Here is a 14,389-nt window from a genome sequence, read left to right as displayed (position 1 = left end):
TGCGTTTTTTGACGCTTTTTCGTGAATTCTTGATCTTTCGCTGTATCAGGCATGGGTACAACTCTGCTCGCTTCAGTGCGGGCTTTCAAGCCCTTATGCACAGGCGCTCCCAGAGTTCCACTCATACCTGATTGGTTTGTCAATTTGTGAAATGCCGGAGCCCATTTCTGAATCCCCAAAATGGCCATCCATCAAGGTAGGTACTCACTTACCGGATGAACCTTAATTCTGATCTGCCAAAATTCTATGTGGATTAAAATTCGAGTAAAAAAAAGCCCTCGCATTCATGCGAGGGCTTTCGTGTAAATGGATATAAATAAAAACCGCTCCCGAGCGGAAGCGGTTTTTATTTCGCGACACCCTTGTTCCTCCCCAAGCTGACCGTTTCCCCATTCTGGCTTTCAATTGGCGGTGTAACCAAAAAGCCGGTCTCCCCTTCCGGGGCTTGGCGTCGCGAATCAATCGCAAAATATCATTCAATCGAAAGAGTAAAGAAAATAGGTTTCCTTGTCAATAGGAGTTTCTATAAAACGATATACTTTTTGAGCCATGACTCAAGAGGTTCTGAACTAACGATCACAATCGCCGAGTACCAAATCAATCGTCCCAATCACAGCAACCAAGTCCGCGATCATGTGTCCACGCGCCATTTCGGGCAAGACGGACAGGTTACAGAAGGACGGAGAGCGGATCCTCATCCGTTTGGGATGCCCGCTCCCGTCGCCGACGACATAGAAGCCAAATTCACCCTTAGGCGCTTCGATGGCGTGATAGACTTCGCCCGCAGGCGCTTTGACGCCCTCCGACGCAAGCAGGAAGTGATGGATTAACGCTTCCATCGAGGTTTCAATTTTATCGCGGTCGGGAAATGAAACTTTGTTATCTTCTACTTTGATCGGGCCGTCAGGCAACTGGTCTAACGCCTGGGTGATGATTCGACGTGATTGGCGCAGTTCTTCGATCCGAACCAAATAGCGGTCAAAGGTATCGCCGTTTTCGCCCAGCGGCACGTCAAAGTCTAACTGGTCATATATCATGTAGGGGTTGTCGCGCCGCAGGTCAACGTCAACGCCGCTGCCACGCAAGCACGGCCCGGTCATGCCCGCGTTGATGGCGCGTTCGGCGGAAATCTTGCCGATGCCTTCGGTGCGGATGCGCCAGATTTTGTTATTGGTTAACAGCGTTTCGTATTCCTGGATTTTCTTGCCGAAATCGTCGATGAATCCACGCACTTGCTCGACCCATCCAGGAGGAATATCAACTGAGACGCCGCCAACCCGCATGTATGAAACCGTGAAACGGGCGCCGCAGACGTTTTCAAAAATATCGTAGAGCCGTTCGCGTTCACGAAAGGTATACAAAAAAACCGACATGGCGCCGATGTCTAACGCGCCGGTTCCCAACCAAAGCAAGTGGGAGGAAATCCGCGCCAACTCACACAAAATTGTGCGTAGATACTGGGCGCGCGGCGGGGCTTCGATGCCGATCAGTTTTTCCACCGCCAACACCATCGCGGTGTTGTTTGACATGGGAGCGAGATAATCGAGGCGATCAGTAAATGGAATGAAACGGTGATAGCCTTTGGCTTCCGCCAGTTTTTCCATGCCGCGATGCAGATAGCCTACATCGGGAATCACATCAATGACTTCCTCGCCGTCCAACACGCACACCAGGCGCAAAACGCCGTGCGTACTGGGGTGTTGCGGCCCCATGTTGAGCACCATGTGCTCGGAGTGGTATTCCTTCAGTTTCTCTGTGATGCCGCGGTCGGTTTGAAATTCAAGCTTATAAGGCATCTCTTAAACCCGTCACAAAATAGTGTGTTGAAATCAATTATTCGCTGGCCAATTGTTTATTGATATATTCGTACGGTTCCTGATTTGAAACCGGATAATCCTTACGAAGCGGATGGCCTTCCCAATCGTCCGGCATCATAATACGGCGCAGATCAGGGTGACCATTGAAGGTAATTCCAAATAAGTCGTAGCATTCGCGTTCGTGCCAGTTGGCCGAGGTCCAGATGTCGGCGACGGAATCCACCGCGCAGTTATCTTCCCACACAGGAACTTTCAACCGAATGCGTTTTTTGCGAAAGGTAGAGAACAAGTGAATCACCACGTGAAAACGTGGTTCGCCTTCTTGCATTTCTTTCAAGTGGTCGACTGCCGTCAGGTCAGGCAAATGGTCAAAATCTAAATCAAGATGCTGTTTGATCGCCTCGCAAACGGTGCGCAATTGCTCCGGCTTTACATACAGCGTCAACTCGCCCCGAAATTCTTCAACCTTCTCAATGGAAGTCGTGAACAATTCAGGGATGGCATTTTTCACATAATCGACTGGGTCGCCGACGATAGCAAACATAGATTCATTCTCCGGTCGTTATCAGACAACGCCTGCCATTTTTGGTGGAACGCGGTTCGCGTCTTTGCTCTCAGCGCCGACGATAGTCGGTTCGAGTTCATGACGCTTTTTGCCCGAGACTTCCATTTCGTTAATTTTGCGCTGCAACTGCATGACGCCATACAAGAGGGCTTCGGGACGCGGCGGGCAACCCGGGACGTAAACGTCTACCGGCAAGACTTCGTCCACGCCTTGAACCACGCTGTAGACGTTAAACATTCCGCCGCAGGAAGCGCAAGCGCCCATTGAGATGACCCACTTCGGTTCCGCCATCTGATCGTAAATCTTACGGACGACCGGCGCCATTTTTTTGGTGAGGGTGCCCGCAACGATCATCAGGTCGGCCTGACGCGGCGAGGCGCGAAACACCTCTGCGCCGAATCGCGCCATATCATAACGGGACGCGCCCGTCGCCATCATCTCAATCGCGCAACAGGACAGACCCATCGTTAACGGCCAGATGGCGTTCTTGCGCGACCAGTTTATGACTTTATCCACCGAAGTGGTAATTACGTCGCTGCCGACGAAATCAACTATCGTACTTTCGATGCCCATTCCAGCACTCCTTTTTTTAGCTCATAAATGAGCGAGACGACTAGAATCGCGAGAAAGAAGCCGATGACTGCGAGGCCGTACCAGGCCAGCTCTTTAAACGCCACCGCCCATAACACCAGAAAGATGATTTCGATATCAAAGATAACGAAGAGCATGGCGACGAGGAAGAACTTCACGTTGAACGGTTCTTTGGCGTTGCCGACGGGTGGCATTCCGCATTCATAGGTGTCGAGTTTTTCAGGGTCGTCAATGCGGGGGCCGATGAGAAACGACATGAGCACACTGCCCACAGCGAAGCTTATCGCGAGCAGCGTCATCAGCAAAATTGGGATATAATCGTAAAGTAGCATTTGCCGCAATCCTAGATTGACATTGCGGTTTTCAAAATTTCGTTCGGTTCAATGATGGGTTCAGAAAGTGCGTGTTCTCCAAATGAATTTCTGAAAACCACTCTGTATATTGTTTTCACGAAACAGTGTAGAGGCAAGCAGTTCGCCCTGCAAGAAAAGAAACCCCTTTTTGCGACCATTTTAAGAAAAACACACAAAATATTGCGCTTACCCTTTTTTGGGGGCGGATTTGACGATAGGTTATTTTGATCTAGCAATAGACAGTTTTACCCATCCCAAAAGACATGCCTGGAGTGCTCCTGCGATGCAACACGATGCCATTGTTATTCTTGATTTTGGTTCACAATACAGCCATCTCATCGCGCGCCGCGTTCGCGAGTTGGGCGTGTATTGCGAACTGCATCCCTGCACCGCTTCAATCGAAGAGATTCGCAGCAAAAATCCGAAGGGCATCATATTGTCGGGCGGGCCTTACTCGGTCTATGAAAAAGACTCCCCGCACGCAGATAAAGCCGTTTGGGAGATGGGTATCCCTATCCTCGGCATTTGCTATGGTTTACAAGAGATGTCGCTTTCGTTTGGCGGCGAAGTTGCGGCAGGCGAAAAGCGCGAATATGGACACGCTGACTTGGTGATAGAACAGGCCGAGCCCCTCTTCCAAGGGCTGCCGGATTCTATCCAAGTCTGGATGAGCCACGGCGACAAGGTGTTGCGCTTGCCGGACGGTTTTCGCGACATCGCTAAGACGCCCAACTCAGAACACGCAGCCGTCGCCGATCCCAGCCGCAATTATTTCGGCATCCAGTTTCACCCCGAAGTCAGCCACACGCCGATGGGTAAACAGATATTAGAGAACTTTGTCTGCGGCGTCTGCGCATGTAACCGCGACTGGAGCATGGGCTCGTTTCTCGAAGAAACCGTCGAGCGCATCCGTAACATGGTCGGGCCAAATGAAACCGTCATCGGTGCAGTCAGCGGCGGCGTCGATTCAACCGTCGCGGCGGTGTTGATGCACAAAGCCATCGGCGAGCGCTTCCACGCCATCCTGGTCGACAACGGCGTTATGCGTCTCAATGAAACCGAGCAAGTGATGAAACGCCTGCGTGACGAAATGGGGATCAATCTTCACCTGGTCGACGCAAGCGACCTCTTTCTCAGTAAACTCTACGGCGTCACCGACCCGGAAACCAAACGCAAAATCATTGGCAACACGTTTATCGAAGTTTTTGAAGTTGAAGCCAAAAAGATTGGCGGCGTGAACTTTCTGCTGCAAGGGACGCTCTATCCTGACGTGATTGAGTCGATCTCATTCAAAGGGCCATCGGCGACTATCAAAACTCACCACAACGTCGGCGGGCTGCTCGAAAACATGGAACTCAAACTGATCGAGCCGCTGCGCGAGTTGTTCAAAGATGAAGTGCGCGAACTTGGACTCAAACTTGGAATCGACAAGCACAGCGTCTGGCGCCATCCCTTTCCTGGGCCGGGTCTAGCGATCCGTATTCTGGGCGAGATCACCGAAGAACGGCTGCGCATCCTCAAGCAGGCGGACGATATCTATATCAAAGAGTTAAAAGACGCCGATTTATATTACGACATCGGGCAGGGCTTTGCGGTGTTGCTGCCGGTTCGCTCCGTGGGCGTGATGGGTGACAGCCGCACGTACGAGCAAGTCATCGCGCTGCGCGCCGTGCAAACCAAGGACTACATGACTGCCGATTGGTTCGATATCCCCACCGAGGTACTGAAGCGAATTTCCAACCGCATCATCAACGAGGTGCGCGGCGTCAACCGCGTGGTCTACGACATCTCCTCCAAACCCCCGGGCACCATCGAATGGGAATAACCTTGTTATTTTCTGTTTGGTATCAAGGTTCGTATTAACATCACACGCGCTATCTGAATTAATCGCGGGGCCGTTCCGGCGCGCTGAGACATGAGTGGATGATAAAAACAGGCTCCGATTTGTTTAAACGCTTTGATTAACCGAGGTAGGGTGGGCTCGCGAATTATGATTACGTTTCAAGTAGGGTGGCGTTGAGCGCAGCGAAACCCACCTGCGGCAGGCAGTCCCACCAATAAATATTTTCCGAATTCAATTATCAAAAGTAAATAGTGGAATTCATTCCATTCATTTCACCCTACATTTGGTTTCAAAATCACACCGCCTGCTCTCCCCCCATTTGTGAATGCGTGGTTGGCTTGGTTTGTAGGTTTCATTAGATGTAGTCCGATGGGCCATCGTTGCCAGAAAATGATTGTCCCAGGATGCCTTTGTCGCTTAAGATGATATCGCCGATGCTGCTTAAACCGTTTGAGGTATCGAACGCCATCCAATTCATTAACCGCATCGGGTGATTGATGTACCAGCGGTCGGGCCCTGCGCTGCGCACATAATACCGTGCAGTCTGGTCTGCTAATGTCCCCATTCCGCCAAGATTATCTTCCCGCCAAATTTTGATGTTGTGATATTGGTAAGTGCCTGCCCTGACTGCTTCGCCAGCGGCGCCAGTGCTTACAGGGTTGGTTTCAGGAATAAACGGATCGATAAACGCGCTGCCTGAAATATAACTAACAGGAGTTGTCAGCCGTTCCCAGACGTCCCAAGCGGTTCCGCTATAGTCAGGCAACTCAACCGTGTCAAGAATTTCACGCCCGTGATCGGTTGAATACATCTGAATCGCCGTATTGATGCTGCGCATATCACTTAAAACGCGACCAATTTTTGCTCGGACTTGCGCATTCAAAAAGTTGGGGACGGCGATGGCGGCGAGAATGCCAATGATCGCAACAACGATCAACAACTCAATCAAGGTAAAGGCGTTCGGGCGAGTCATGCTGAAATTCTCCTGAAATATAAGTAATTTTATCAAGTTAGCAGAATTTTGTTTCTGCGTCATAAAAAAAATGCCTGCGTTAAACTTTTCTTCATATTTATGACAAGTTTTTACAACTTTGAGTGGTTGCGGGGGACTGGCTATGACAATGTACCTGTGGGGAGAACCAAGATCATGAAACTCAAACAAGTAGTTCCGTGGGTTATTGTAATGATCGCCATCGTTTATGGCTTGTCGGTATGGTTGAACAAACCATACAGCAGTGTTCAATTTTTAGACGCAAATACGTTTAAAGGCAGGCAGCATCTTTTTGTCTATACGCTTTCAAAAGTTTTTGCGCAACGCAAAAAACTGACAGGAAACGATCCATACAAATTATATCTATTTGCCAATGACCCGGATGGAATCAAAACACTGAAGTTCTTCGTCAACGGCAAAGAAGTGAAGACTCCATTCAAACCAGGAGAAACCTTTGAAGAAGAATACAAGGGCATGATCGAATATGGATTGCACAAATACAAAATGATTGTGATTGATGAAGAGGGAAGCCAATCAATCGCCGAAGCCCTGATTCATGTTGCGCCTCCCGCTGGCGCTTCGATCTAACCGCCCTTCACAAATTGTAGCGTAAACAGATATCACCCATTTTTGGGGATGGATCATTTCTGAGTAGCGCCTATTCTATCTCATCCTTTTTTTCATCCTTCTTACATGGGGATATTGAATGAGCGTGAACTGTTTTGATCCACAGCCGATTGTAATCTCGAACGAGCGCGTACGTTTGGAACCGCTCCAACTTGAACACGCGAGCGGACTTTACGAAGCCGGGCGGCATGAAGACCTGTGGCGTTATCTGCCGTGTGAAATGCAAGAGCATGTTGATGAAACCCGCACTTGGATCAATGACGCGTTAAGCGAGCAAGAGAAGGGGACGCAACTTCCCTTTACGATTTTTGGCGCCGCAACAGACCAGGTGATTGGTTCCACTCGCTATCTGGATATCCGCCGTGAAGACCGCAATGTGGAAATCGGCTGGACATGGTTAACGCCGGGCGTGCATGGCAGCGCGGTGAACCCTGAATGTAAGTTGTTGCTCATGCAACACGCCTTTGAGACGCTGGGCGCGGTGCGGGTGCAGTTGAAATGCGACGAGCGCAATCTTCGTTCGCAACGCGCAATGGAAAAACTCGGCTTCGTTCGTGAAGGCGTGTTGCGCCGTACGCGCATTTGCTGGGACGGTCATATTCGCAACACGGTTTATTACAGCGTCCTCGATGACGAATGGCCGCGCGTAAAACAAACGATCCAGTCGTTTATCTTAAAGTAATCACGTGGACGATTCTGTGCTATTCTTTTTTTGTCGTTTTGAATTTGGTAATTGAATGGGGAGAAACGGGTGAATCACGATCGTCCATTTTTACAAATGAATTCGATTTGCAAACGATACCCCGGCGTACGCGCATTGCATAACGTGTCGTTGAACGTCCGCGCGGGAGAAGCCCACGCGCTGATTGGCGAAAACGGGGCCGGCAAATCAACGCTGATGAAAATTCTGGCCGGCGCCGAACACGCCAATTCAGGTGAGATTTTGATCGAAGGCGAACCGACGGTGATGGACACGCCGCTCCGGGCGCGCGAAGCGGGCGTTTCGATTATTTATCAGGAATTTAATCTCATCCCTCATTTAAATGCTGCGGAAAATATCTTTTTAGGCCGCGAGCCGACGCGGTTTGGCTTCGTCTCTTTTCGTGAAGAACACCGCCGCGCTCAAGCGCTGTTTGATCGGCTTGGCGTTGACGTTCCGCTGAATGTCCCCGTGTTGGATTTGTCAGTCGCGCAACAGCAGATGATTGAAATCGCCAAAGCGCTGGCCTTTGATTGCCGCTTGATCGCGATGGATGAACCCTCCGCCGCGTTGACCCCGCAAGAGACGGCGAAGTTATTTGAACTCGTCGCAACCTTGAAGGCGCAGGGCGTCGGCGTGATTTACATTTCACATCGGCTCGAAGAAATTTTTCAAATCTGCGAACGCATCACCGTCTTGCGCGATGGAGAATTCGTCGGGACTTGGCCGGTCAGCGAATTAGACCGCGACGCCGTTATCGAAAAAATGGTGGGGCGCAAATTGGAAGATGAATTCCCCAAAGAAGTTTTTTCAACCGGCAAAGAAATATTGCGCGTCGAAGAACTCTCGCGCGGACGAGTGCAAGACGTTTCATTCTCTATAAACCAAGGCGAGATCGTTGCGCTGACTGGATTGATGGGGGCGGGCCGGACGGAAGTTGCGCGGATGATTTTCGGCGCCGATAAACATGAGGCGGGGCGAATTTTTTTAGACAATCGTGAAGTCTGCTTTCGAACCCCGCGTGAGGCAATCGACCAGGGCGTGTGTTTGCTGACAGAAGACCGCAAAGCGCAGGGCCTCATTCTTGGGATGAAAATTCGCGAGAACGCGACCTTGCCAAAATTGAAAGAGTTTTGCCGTTTTGGTTTGCTGAGCCGCCAAATGGAGCATGAGGCCGCGCATAGAAAACTGAAAGACCTGCAAATCAAAGCGCCTTCGGTTGAAACTGAAGCGCGGGCGTTGTCTGGCGGCAACCAACAAAAAGTGGTCTTGGCCAAATGGCTGCTGGCGAATTCCCGTTTGTTTATCTTTGACGAACCCACGCGCGGGGTGGATGTCGGCGCCAAACGGGAAATCTATTTGCTGATGAATGATTTGCTGCGTCGCGGTGCGGGCATCTTGATGATTTCGTCGGAACTGCCGGAAGTGCTGGGCATGGCGGACCGAATCATTGTGTTATGCGAAGGTCGGATCGAAGGGGAACTCTCGCGGCAAGACGCTTCACAGGAAGGCATCATGCAACTGGCGACGCGAAGAACGGCGTCAGTGACGGCTTAGTCGCTATTGCGGGTGAAAAATTGGCTGCGTTCGGTCTGAGTGATGAAATACACGTTGCGTCCTTGAATGACATACGCTGAGCCGGGGCGGTCTTTTTTGAGTCCGCTTGGATCGCGGATGGTGGGTGCGCCAATGATGACATCGTCAAAACCGTCGCCCTGAATATCTTTAATTCCCGCGACCGATGAACCGAAGACGTCGAATTCTTCCCGCCCGTCAATGATCAGGTAATCCAATTGATTGTCGCTGCTCTCGCTGAGCAGGCTGATGTTCACTTCTTTTGGCCATTCCGTTTTTCCAAACAGAAACATCACTTGACCAACCAGCGCTTTGCCGTTGACGGTGGCGTTTGGCATCGCAGCGGCGATGTCTGCAAACCCGTCGCCGTTTACGTCGTGGATTCCATAGTAGGTCGCGTCGCCAGTCAGATGTATGCTCAATGGATCGTTTTCAAGAAATTTCTGATTGACGGTTCCTTCAAAGTTGGGGCGGCCAAGAACAATCCAGGCTTCTTGTTCATTGACGCCAAGCAAAAAATCGATCAGCCCATCGCCGTTTACGTCATGGACGGTTCGCGCATAGCCGTGGACCGGCTCAAACATGAGTGGGCTTTTCAGGCCGTCATCAAAATCTTGTTGGAGAGATTCTGAGCCTTCTAAAACAAAGGCGCGCCCCTGGTTTTGCGGCCCCCAGTTGGGTTCGCTGATTAACAGGTCGCTAAATCCATCGGCTTTCAGGTCGAAGCCGCCGACAATGCTTTTTCCCAATTGGGTGTTGGGCAACCCAACAATCGAGGGGAGGTCTTGTGCGTCTATTTGGTGGGGAAATGAACTGGCGCCATATAATAAAGAGAGGCGTCCCGGTCCATTTTGCGATTTTGGATCGGTTGGGCGTCCCAACGCGGCGTCATTGAAGCCATCGCCGTTGAAGTCGCCTGCAGAACTAAAACTTGCGCCGGAATTGAGAATGTGGGTTCCATAATTTTCAAAGTCATTCAGCGGCAATAGCCGTGGGACCACCTCGCCGCCGTACATAATGTATGAATCTGATTGGTGGGGAGATGAAAAGGCAAAATCATCAAAGCCATCTCCGTTGATATCGCCCAATGCGGCGATCATGTTTCCGATTTTTGATTCTTGGCGACCAATAATCGACCAGGCAATCAGCCCCGGTTCAGATAGATCAATCGTTGTTTTGTCGTGTTGGAGCATCTTGCCGGATACAACGAAAACGGCGCCGTTGCGGGTTTCGAGCCCGAGGTCTCCCCCCGGGTCGAATGATGGGGCGCCGATTGCAATTTCTTTAAAGCCGTCGCCGTCGATGTCGCCAATGCCTTCCACAAATGCTCCGATTTCATACGCGTACGCGCCGGGGTGACTGAGGCGCACAGCGCTCACATCAGACTCAGAAATGTGTATCTGGGCAAAACACACTTGCGATAATGCCAAAGCGGCGAGTGCGAGTCGGCTCAAGGCTTTCACAGTCAGGCTTTGCGCCATCGTTTCGAGTCCCCAAACTCAGAGTATGTTGCGTTTTTTTGGCTTGGCTACGTTACGCTAATTATAGCGATTTTTTGTTGAATTTACTATTTCATCATATTTTGGTACTAAAGTCTATTCTTTAATGAAACACAAAAAGCCCCTTCAACGAACGGTTGAAGGGGCTTTTTCGTTTCAAATAGAGGGTTGTTATCGACGTACAACATCTCCAGAACTGATTACGCCATTGGAAGCGTCATAGGGCAAACCCCGCAACGCACCCTGATCGTTGACGCCGATGAAGCCATCCGGGCCGATGCTGATGAGTGCAAATTCACCGCGTTTCAGAGGATTCAAGTTATATTGGTGGGCATTTGCCGCTTTATATAAATCGATTCCAAAGTTTTCCGCGCCGCCTTGAGGGTCGTTATCGAAATAAATGTAACTGCGCCCCATTTCATTCGCGCCAAACCCAACGTCTTCTGAACGGGCGATGAACGGATCTTGAGGAACCGAACTCATGTACGCAACTGGAGACGTGAGTGGGTAAAACGGTTGTTCGAATGTTGTATATGGAGGCTGGGGACCGACGCCGCCAAAATTGTCTCTCCAGCGGTCTTTCGCCCAATCGTTGTCATCATCCCAAAAATCCAGCAATAAGACGCCTTTGTCTAACCGAAAGGTTTCGATGGAGGTTGCGACGGAGCGCATGTCGGATTGCGTACGCGCGACTTTGGCTTTAATCTGAGCATTCAAAAAATTTGGAACTGCAATCGCAGCTAAGATTCCGATAATGGCTACAACAATAAGCAACTCAATTAATGTAAATCCTTTTTTCATTCAACCGTCTCCTGATGTATGATCTAATTTCGACACGATGCGTCTAGTGTAGTGACCATATACTCATAGTAGTGTCTCATTTACACTTCTGTCAGGTAGGAATTGTAAAAAGATGTACTTTTTTAGATATTTTTTCGCTCATGTGATGATTGTAGTAATTTCTCTCTGGATAATCTCTTGTGATGTAGGTGTGAAAGACGTTGTTATGATAGAAGTTAGTGGCGATAAGGTTACATTTGGTGGAAAGATATATCCCGCCCGGTTTAATTCTCGAAACGACCGCGCAAACGGTCATCATTTCATTGTTTGGTCGGGTGGAGGCAACGCTCGAAAAGCCTTAATAGAATCGAATGTCCCAGATGTAGATATATTGGCGAAACTAATCGCAACCGGAGCCAAACCGGGTGATAATTTGACGGCGGAAGCGTGGACGGAGCGCAAAGACGAGAAGTCCACCGCTCCTGACCAGCGGGTAGAGGGAACAAAGATACGCATCACAGTCGAATGGGACGGCGTTGAACACCGCATGGGTGAAATGATCGAAAGCGCATCTGAATCTGACTTTGATATTCGCGTCGGCGGACATGCGGCGCTGGTTCCGGTTTGGCGATCAGGATGCGTGACCTGTTTATTCTCTTGCCCGGGTGGAAGGACCAGCAACCATGCGTTTACGATTCGCGATCAGGCGCTGGATCGAAAAACCTTCCGGGCGATTGAGTCGAATCTCCCCAAAGATGGCGCCGCAGTGAGGGTCAATTTTTATAGTTCATCCAGTAAGTGAGCGCCTACATTGATGGATGGCTATTTTGATTACGAAAACATATTCCGGCATATCAAAAATTGAAAAACCAATTCAGGCATGGGTGCAACTCGGGGAGCGCCTATGCATAAGAGCCTGAAAGCCCGCACTGAAGCGAGCATATCTCGAGCATATCTGTACCCATGCCGAGTGAAGCGAAATCTCAATTCAATTGATAAATATAGTATATAAATTTACGGAAGAACTATTTTGTATTCAGGAATCGGAATGAGGCGAATCATCAGTTTGAGAGAGTTTGTGGGGATCAAGGCCGAGTTCAGAAATTTTGACATGCAGGTTTTTACGGTGCACGTCAGCCATTTTTGCGGCGCGTGACACATTGCCGTTTGTCTTTTTCAATACATTTGAAAAATAGGCGCGTTCAAAACGCTCAAGGACAAATTTTTTCGCCTCTTTATAGGATTGCTCTAATAGCCCCTGGTCCTGAAGGGGAAGAGAATCCGCCGTCTCCTGCGCCAGTTGCGATGGCGGCAACAGTTCTTTTGCGCTGGTTGAACCCAACACCAAGGCGCGCTCGACAAGGTTTTGTAATTCACGCACGTTTCCGGGCCATGAATATTTCACCATCTCGTTCATATCACTCTGTGTGAAAGATAATGGCGGCTTACCCGACGTTTTCATGTTGAGGTAATGTTCAATCAACGGCGGGATATCTTCCGTTCGTTCACGTAGCGGCGGCAAGCGGATCGGCAGTACATTAAGCCGGTAATAGAGTTCGGAACGGAACATTTCGTTTTGGACGCGCTCTTCGAGATCGTGACGGGTTGCGGCAATGATTCGAACGTCGACTTTCTTTTCACGAACGCCGCCAACGGGTTCAATAGTGCTGTCGCTCAGCGTCCGTAGGATTTTACCTTGAATGCGGGACGGCAATTCTCCCACTTCATCTAAAAAGAGGGTGCCGCTGTTGGCGAGTTCAAATTTGCCCGACAGCGGGCCGGTTGGGCCGCCGTGTAGATTCCGTACGCGCCCAAACAGTTCAATTTCGAGCAAATCTGCCGGGATTCCAGCGCATTTCACTGTAACAAACGCTTTTTCGCGGCGGGCGCTTTGCAGGTGGATGCTGCGGGCGATCATTTCTTTGCCGCAACCGCTTTCGCCTGAAATCAAGACGATGCCGTCGCCTTGGGACACGCGCTTTACGAGGTCGGTGACCCGTTTCATTGACTCGGAGCGCGAAATGATGACATCATCGCCAAAGTGGTCTGATATCTCGTTGCGCAGGTATATGTTTTCTAATTCGAGTTGTTGAATTTGCAGCGCTTTTTCAACGGCGAGTTTGATTTCATCCAGGTCGCAGGGTTTGAGCAAGTAATCGACGGCGCCGTTTTTGAGCGCATCGACGGCGTTTTCAATAGTGCCGTACGCCGTGAGAATAATGACCGGGATGTAGTGGTTGATCTCCTGAACGGATTTCAGCAGCGCCATGCCGCCGCCGCCCGGCATTCGCAAATCGCTGATGACAAGGCTGACGGAGTGGGTGCGTATGGTAGAGGCGGCTTCCTCAGCGTTTTGCGCTTCGAGAATCTCATGGCCATCTTCTGATAAAGCCAATGCGAGAATCTTGCGCATTTTGGCTTCGTCTTCCGCGATGAGAATTGTAGCCATCAACCATCTCTCTCTTGGTGGTTTAGTTCGATGGGGTTAAACCCAAGTCGCCCGTCACATGCTCGATGTCGCAAACATGGAGACCTTTGCTTCTATATTTTTCGCCGTCTTCGCCTTGCGCCAGTGAACAAACCGGCGGGACGATTTTTCCATCAGCGCCCAATGTGAGCGTGACTTGATGATTACCGACGTCCGCGCAATCTGGTTCGACCCCAATTTTATAAAACACGATGTAGCGGCCGGAACTGCTAATCAATGAGCCGCCGCGTTGGGTGTTTTCGAGCAACTGGTTTAGGTCAAACAATTGGCAAATTTGCTCGCCGGGTTTGGTGTCGTTTTTGTTCGCGAGGTTCTGTAAACAATTGCCTGCCAGGGTAAGCCGACGGCTGCATTCTTCTCCGCGCAGGTCGCTTAATGCGCCAAAAAAATTGGGGATTGCGCCAAAAACAATGAGCACAAAGGCCAGCGTGAGAGCAATCACTTCCCAGACGCTCAGCTTGCGTGAAGTTTCATCTTGATTGACGTGTGGCTTGATCGAAGGCGATTCGACCGTTGGTAAAGGCATAGATTCACCGTTTGCTTGCATGGCTTCCGCTTAA

The 14,389-nt window shown here is 50.2% G+C and carries 15 protein-coding genes; 5 read left to right on the top strand and 10 right to left on the bottom strand.

Annotated features, from left to right (window positions below; all coding sequences use genetic code 11):
- The 5 genes from P9L94_15085 to P9L94_15065 form a co-directional block, all read right to left on the bottom strand.
- Positions 1-188: hypothetical protein (locus tag P9L94_15085; protein MDP8245407.1), on the bottom strand; the 188-nt coding region annotated here is incomplete at its 3' end.
- 381 nt (positions 189-569) lie between these two features.
- Positions 570-1,796: an NADH dehydrogenase (quinone) subunit D gene (gene nuoD / locus P9L94_15080; protein MDP8245406.1), complete on the bottom strand. Its 1,227-nt coding sequence runs from the start codon at positions 1,794-1,796 to the stop codon at positions 570-572.
- A gap of 37 nt (positions 1,797-1,833) precedes the next feature.
- A complete protein-coding gene (locus P9L94_15075) occupies positions 1,834-2,361 on the bottom strand; it encodes an NADH-quinone oxidoreductase subunit C (protein ID MDP8245405.1) in 528 nt (175 codons plus the stop codon).
- A 21-nt stretch (positions 2,362-2,382) separates the two neighbouring features.
- Positions 2,383-2,955, bottom strand: a complete 573-nt coding sequence (locus P9L94_15070) for an NADH-quinone oxidoreductase subunit B family protein (GenBank protein ID MDP8245404.1) — start codon at positions 2,953-2,955, stop codon at positions 2,383-2,385.
- The gene (locus P9L94_15065; protein ID MDP8245403.1) at positions 2,934-3,305 is read right to left on the bottom strand and encodes an NADH-quinone oxidoreductase subunit A; all 372 of its coding nucleotides are present in this window, start codon (positions 3,303-3,305) and stop codon (positions 2,934-2,936) included. Before P9L94_15065 ends, P9L94_15070 begins: the two co-directional genes overlap by 22 nt.
- Before the next feature lie 304 nt (positions 3,306-3,609).
- Here P9L94_15065 and guaA point away from each other — a divergent pair, with 304 nt between their 5' ends.
- The gene (guaA, locus tag P9L94_15060) at positions 3,610-5,151 is read left to right on the top strand and encodes a glutamine-hydrolyzing GMP synthase (GenBank protein MDP8245402.1); all 1,542 of its coding nucleotides are present in this window, start codon (positions 3,610-3,612) and stop codon (positions 5,149-5,151) included.
- 373 nt (positions 5,152-5,524) lie between these two features.
- Here guaA and P9L94_15055 read toward each other — a convergent pair whose 3' ends face one another.
- Positions 5,525-6,142 (bottom strand): type II secretion system protein, encoded by a 618-nt coding sequence (locus P9L94_15055; GenBank protein ID MDP8245401.1) that lies wholly within the window; start codon positions 6,140-6,142, stop codon positions 5,525-5,527.
- A 174-nt stretch (positions 6,143-6,316) separates the two neighbouring features.
- Between P9L94_15055 and P9L94_15050 the strand changes: the two genes are divergently transcribed.
- The 3 genes from P9L94_15050 (at position 6,317) to P9L94_15040 (ending at position 9,044) form a co-directional block, all read left to right on the top strand.
- Complete coding sequence (locus P9L94_15050) at positions 6,317-6,748, top strand: hypothetical protein (GenBank protein ID MDP8245400.1); 432 nt, start codon at positions 6,317-6,319, stop codon at positions 6,746-6,748.
- Positions 6,749-6,866: 118 nt separating this feature from the next.
- A complete protein-coding gene (locus P9L94_15045) occupies positions 6,867-7,469 on the top strand; it encodes a GNAT family protein (GenBank protein MDP8245399.1) in 603 nt (200 codons plus the stop codon).
- Positions 7,470-7,538: 69 nt separating this feature from the next.
- Positions 7,539-9,044 carry a sugar ABC transporter ATP-binding protein gene (locus tag P9L94_15040; GenBank protein ID MDP8245398.1) on the top strand — a complete coding sequence of 502 codons (1,506 nt, stop codon included), beginning with the start codon at positions 7,539-7,541 and terminating at the stop codon, positions 9,042-9,044.
- On the opposite strand, the gene P9L94_15035 is transcribed toward P9L94_15040, so the two are convergent.
- Positions 9,041-10,543, bottom strand: a complete 1,503-nt coding sequence (locus P9L94_15035; protein MDP8245397.1) for a hypothetical protein — start codon at positions 10,541-10,543, stop codon at positions 9,041-9,043. The two genes, P9L94_15040 and P9L94_15035, sit on opposite strands and share 4 nt — an antisense overlap.
- A 189-nt stretch (positions 10,544-10,732) precedes the next feature.
- Complete coding sequence (locus tag P9L94_15030) at positions 10,733-11,362, bottom strand: prepilin-type N-terminal cleavage/methylation domain-containing protein (protein MDP8245396.1); 630 nt, start codon at positions 11,360-11,362, stop codon at positions 10,733-10,735.
- 205 nt (positions 11,363-11,567) lie between these two features.
- Here P9L94_15030 and P9L94_15025 point away from each other — a divergent pair, with 205 nt between their 5' ends.
- Positions 11,568-12,143 carry a YdjY domain-containing protein gene (locus P9L94_15025; protein MDP8245395.1) on the top strand — a complete coding sequence of 192 codons (576 nt, stop codon included), beginning with the start codon at positions 11,568-11,570 and terminating at the stop codon, positions 12,141-12,143.
- Positions 12,144-12,377: 234 nt separating this feature from the next.
- Here the strand turns inward: P9L94_15025 and P9L94_15020 are convergent, their stop codons facing one another.
- Together P9L94_15020 and P9L94_15015 are read right to left on the bottom strand one after the other, a co-directional pair.
- On the bottom strand, positions 12,378-13,790 hold the full coding sequence (locus tag P9L94_15020) for a sigma-54 dependent transcriptional regulator (protein MDP8245394.1): 1,413 nt from the start codon (positions 13,788-13,790) through the stop codon (positions 12,378-12,380).
- A gap of 22 nt (positions 13,791-13,812) precedes the next feature.
- Positions 13,813-14,376 (bottom strand): hypothetical protein, encoded by a 564-nt coding sequence (locus P9L94_15015; protein ID MDP8245393.1) that lies wholly within the window; start codon positions 14,374-14,376, stop codon positions 13,813-13,815.
- Positions 14,377-14,389 lie beyond the last annotated feature (13 nt).

Origin of the sequence: Candidatus Hinthialibacter antarcticus (assembly GCA_030765645.1) — a bacterium.
Taxonomy (GTDB): Bacteria; Hinthialibacterota; Hinthialibacteria; order Hinthialibacterales; family Hinthialibacteraceae; genus Hinthialibacter; species Hinthialibacter antarcticus.
This window is presented reverse-complemented; position numbering and strand designations above follow the sequence as displayed.

Excerpts from the sequence above, each read along its gene's own strand:
- nuoD (MDP8245406.1), bottom strand. The coding sequence starts at position 1,796 with ATGCCTTATAAGCTTGAATTTCAAACCGACCGCGGCATCACAGAGAAA.
- P9L94_15075 (MDP8245405.1), bottom strand. The coding sequence starts at position 2,361 with ATGTTTGCTATCGTCGGCGACCCAGTCGATTATGTGAAAAATGCCATC.
- P9L94_15070 (MDP8245404.1), bottom strand. The coding sequence starts at position 2,955 with ATGGGCATCGAAAGTACGATAGTTGATTTCGTCGGCAGCGACGTAATT.
- P9L94_15065 (MDP8245403.1), bottom strand. The coding sequence starts at position 3,305 with ATGCTACTTTACGATTATATCCCAATTTTGCTGATGACGCTGCTCGCG.
- guaA (MDP8245402.1), top strand. The coding sequence starts at position 3,610 with ATGCAACACGATGCCATTGTTATTCTTGATTTTGGTTCACAATACAGC.
- P9L94_15055 (MDP8245401.1), bottom strand. The coding sequence starts at position 6,142 with ATGACTCGCCCGAACGCCTTTACCTTGATTGAGTTGTTGATCGTTGTT.
- P9L94_15050 (MDP8245400.1), top strand. The coding sequence starts at position 6,317 with ATGAAACTCAAACAAGTAGTTCCGTGGGTTATTGTAATGATCGCCATC.
- P9L94_15045 (MDP8245399.1), top strand. The coding sequence starts at position 6,867 with ATGAGCGTGAACTGTTTTGATCCACAGCCGATTGTAATCTCGAACGAG.
- P9L94_15035 (MDP8245397.1), bottom strand. The coding sequence starts at position 10,543 with ATGGCGCAAAGCCTGACTGTGAAAGCCTTGAGCCGACTCGCACTCGCC.
- P9L94_15030 (MDP8245396.1), bottom strand. The coding sequence starts at position 11,362 with ATGAAAAAAGGATTTACATTAATTGAGTTGCTTATTGTTGTAGCCATT.
- P9L94_15025 (MDP8245395.1), top strand. The coding sequence starts at position 11,568 with ATGATAGAAGTTAGTGGCGATAAGGTTACATTTGGTGGAAAGATATAT.
- P9L94_15020 (MDP8245394.1), bottom strand. The coding sequence starts at position 13,790 with ATGGCTACAATTCTCATCGCGGAAGACGAAGCCAAAATGCGCAAGATT.
- P9L94_15015 (MDP8245393.1), bottom strand. The coding sequence starts at position 14,376 with ATGCAAGCAAACGGTGAATCTATGCCTTTACCAACGGTCGAATCGCCT.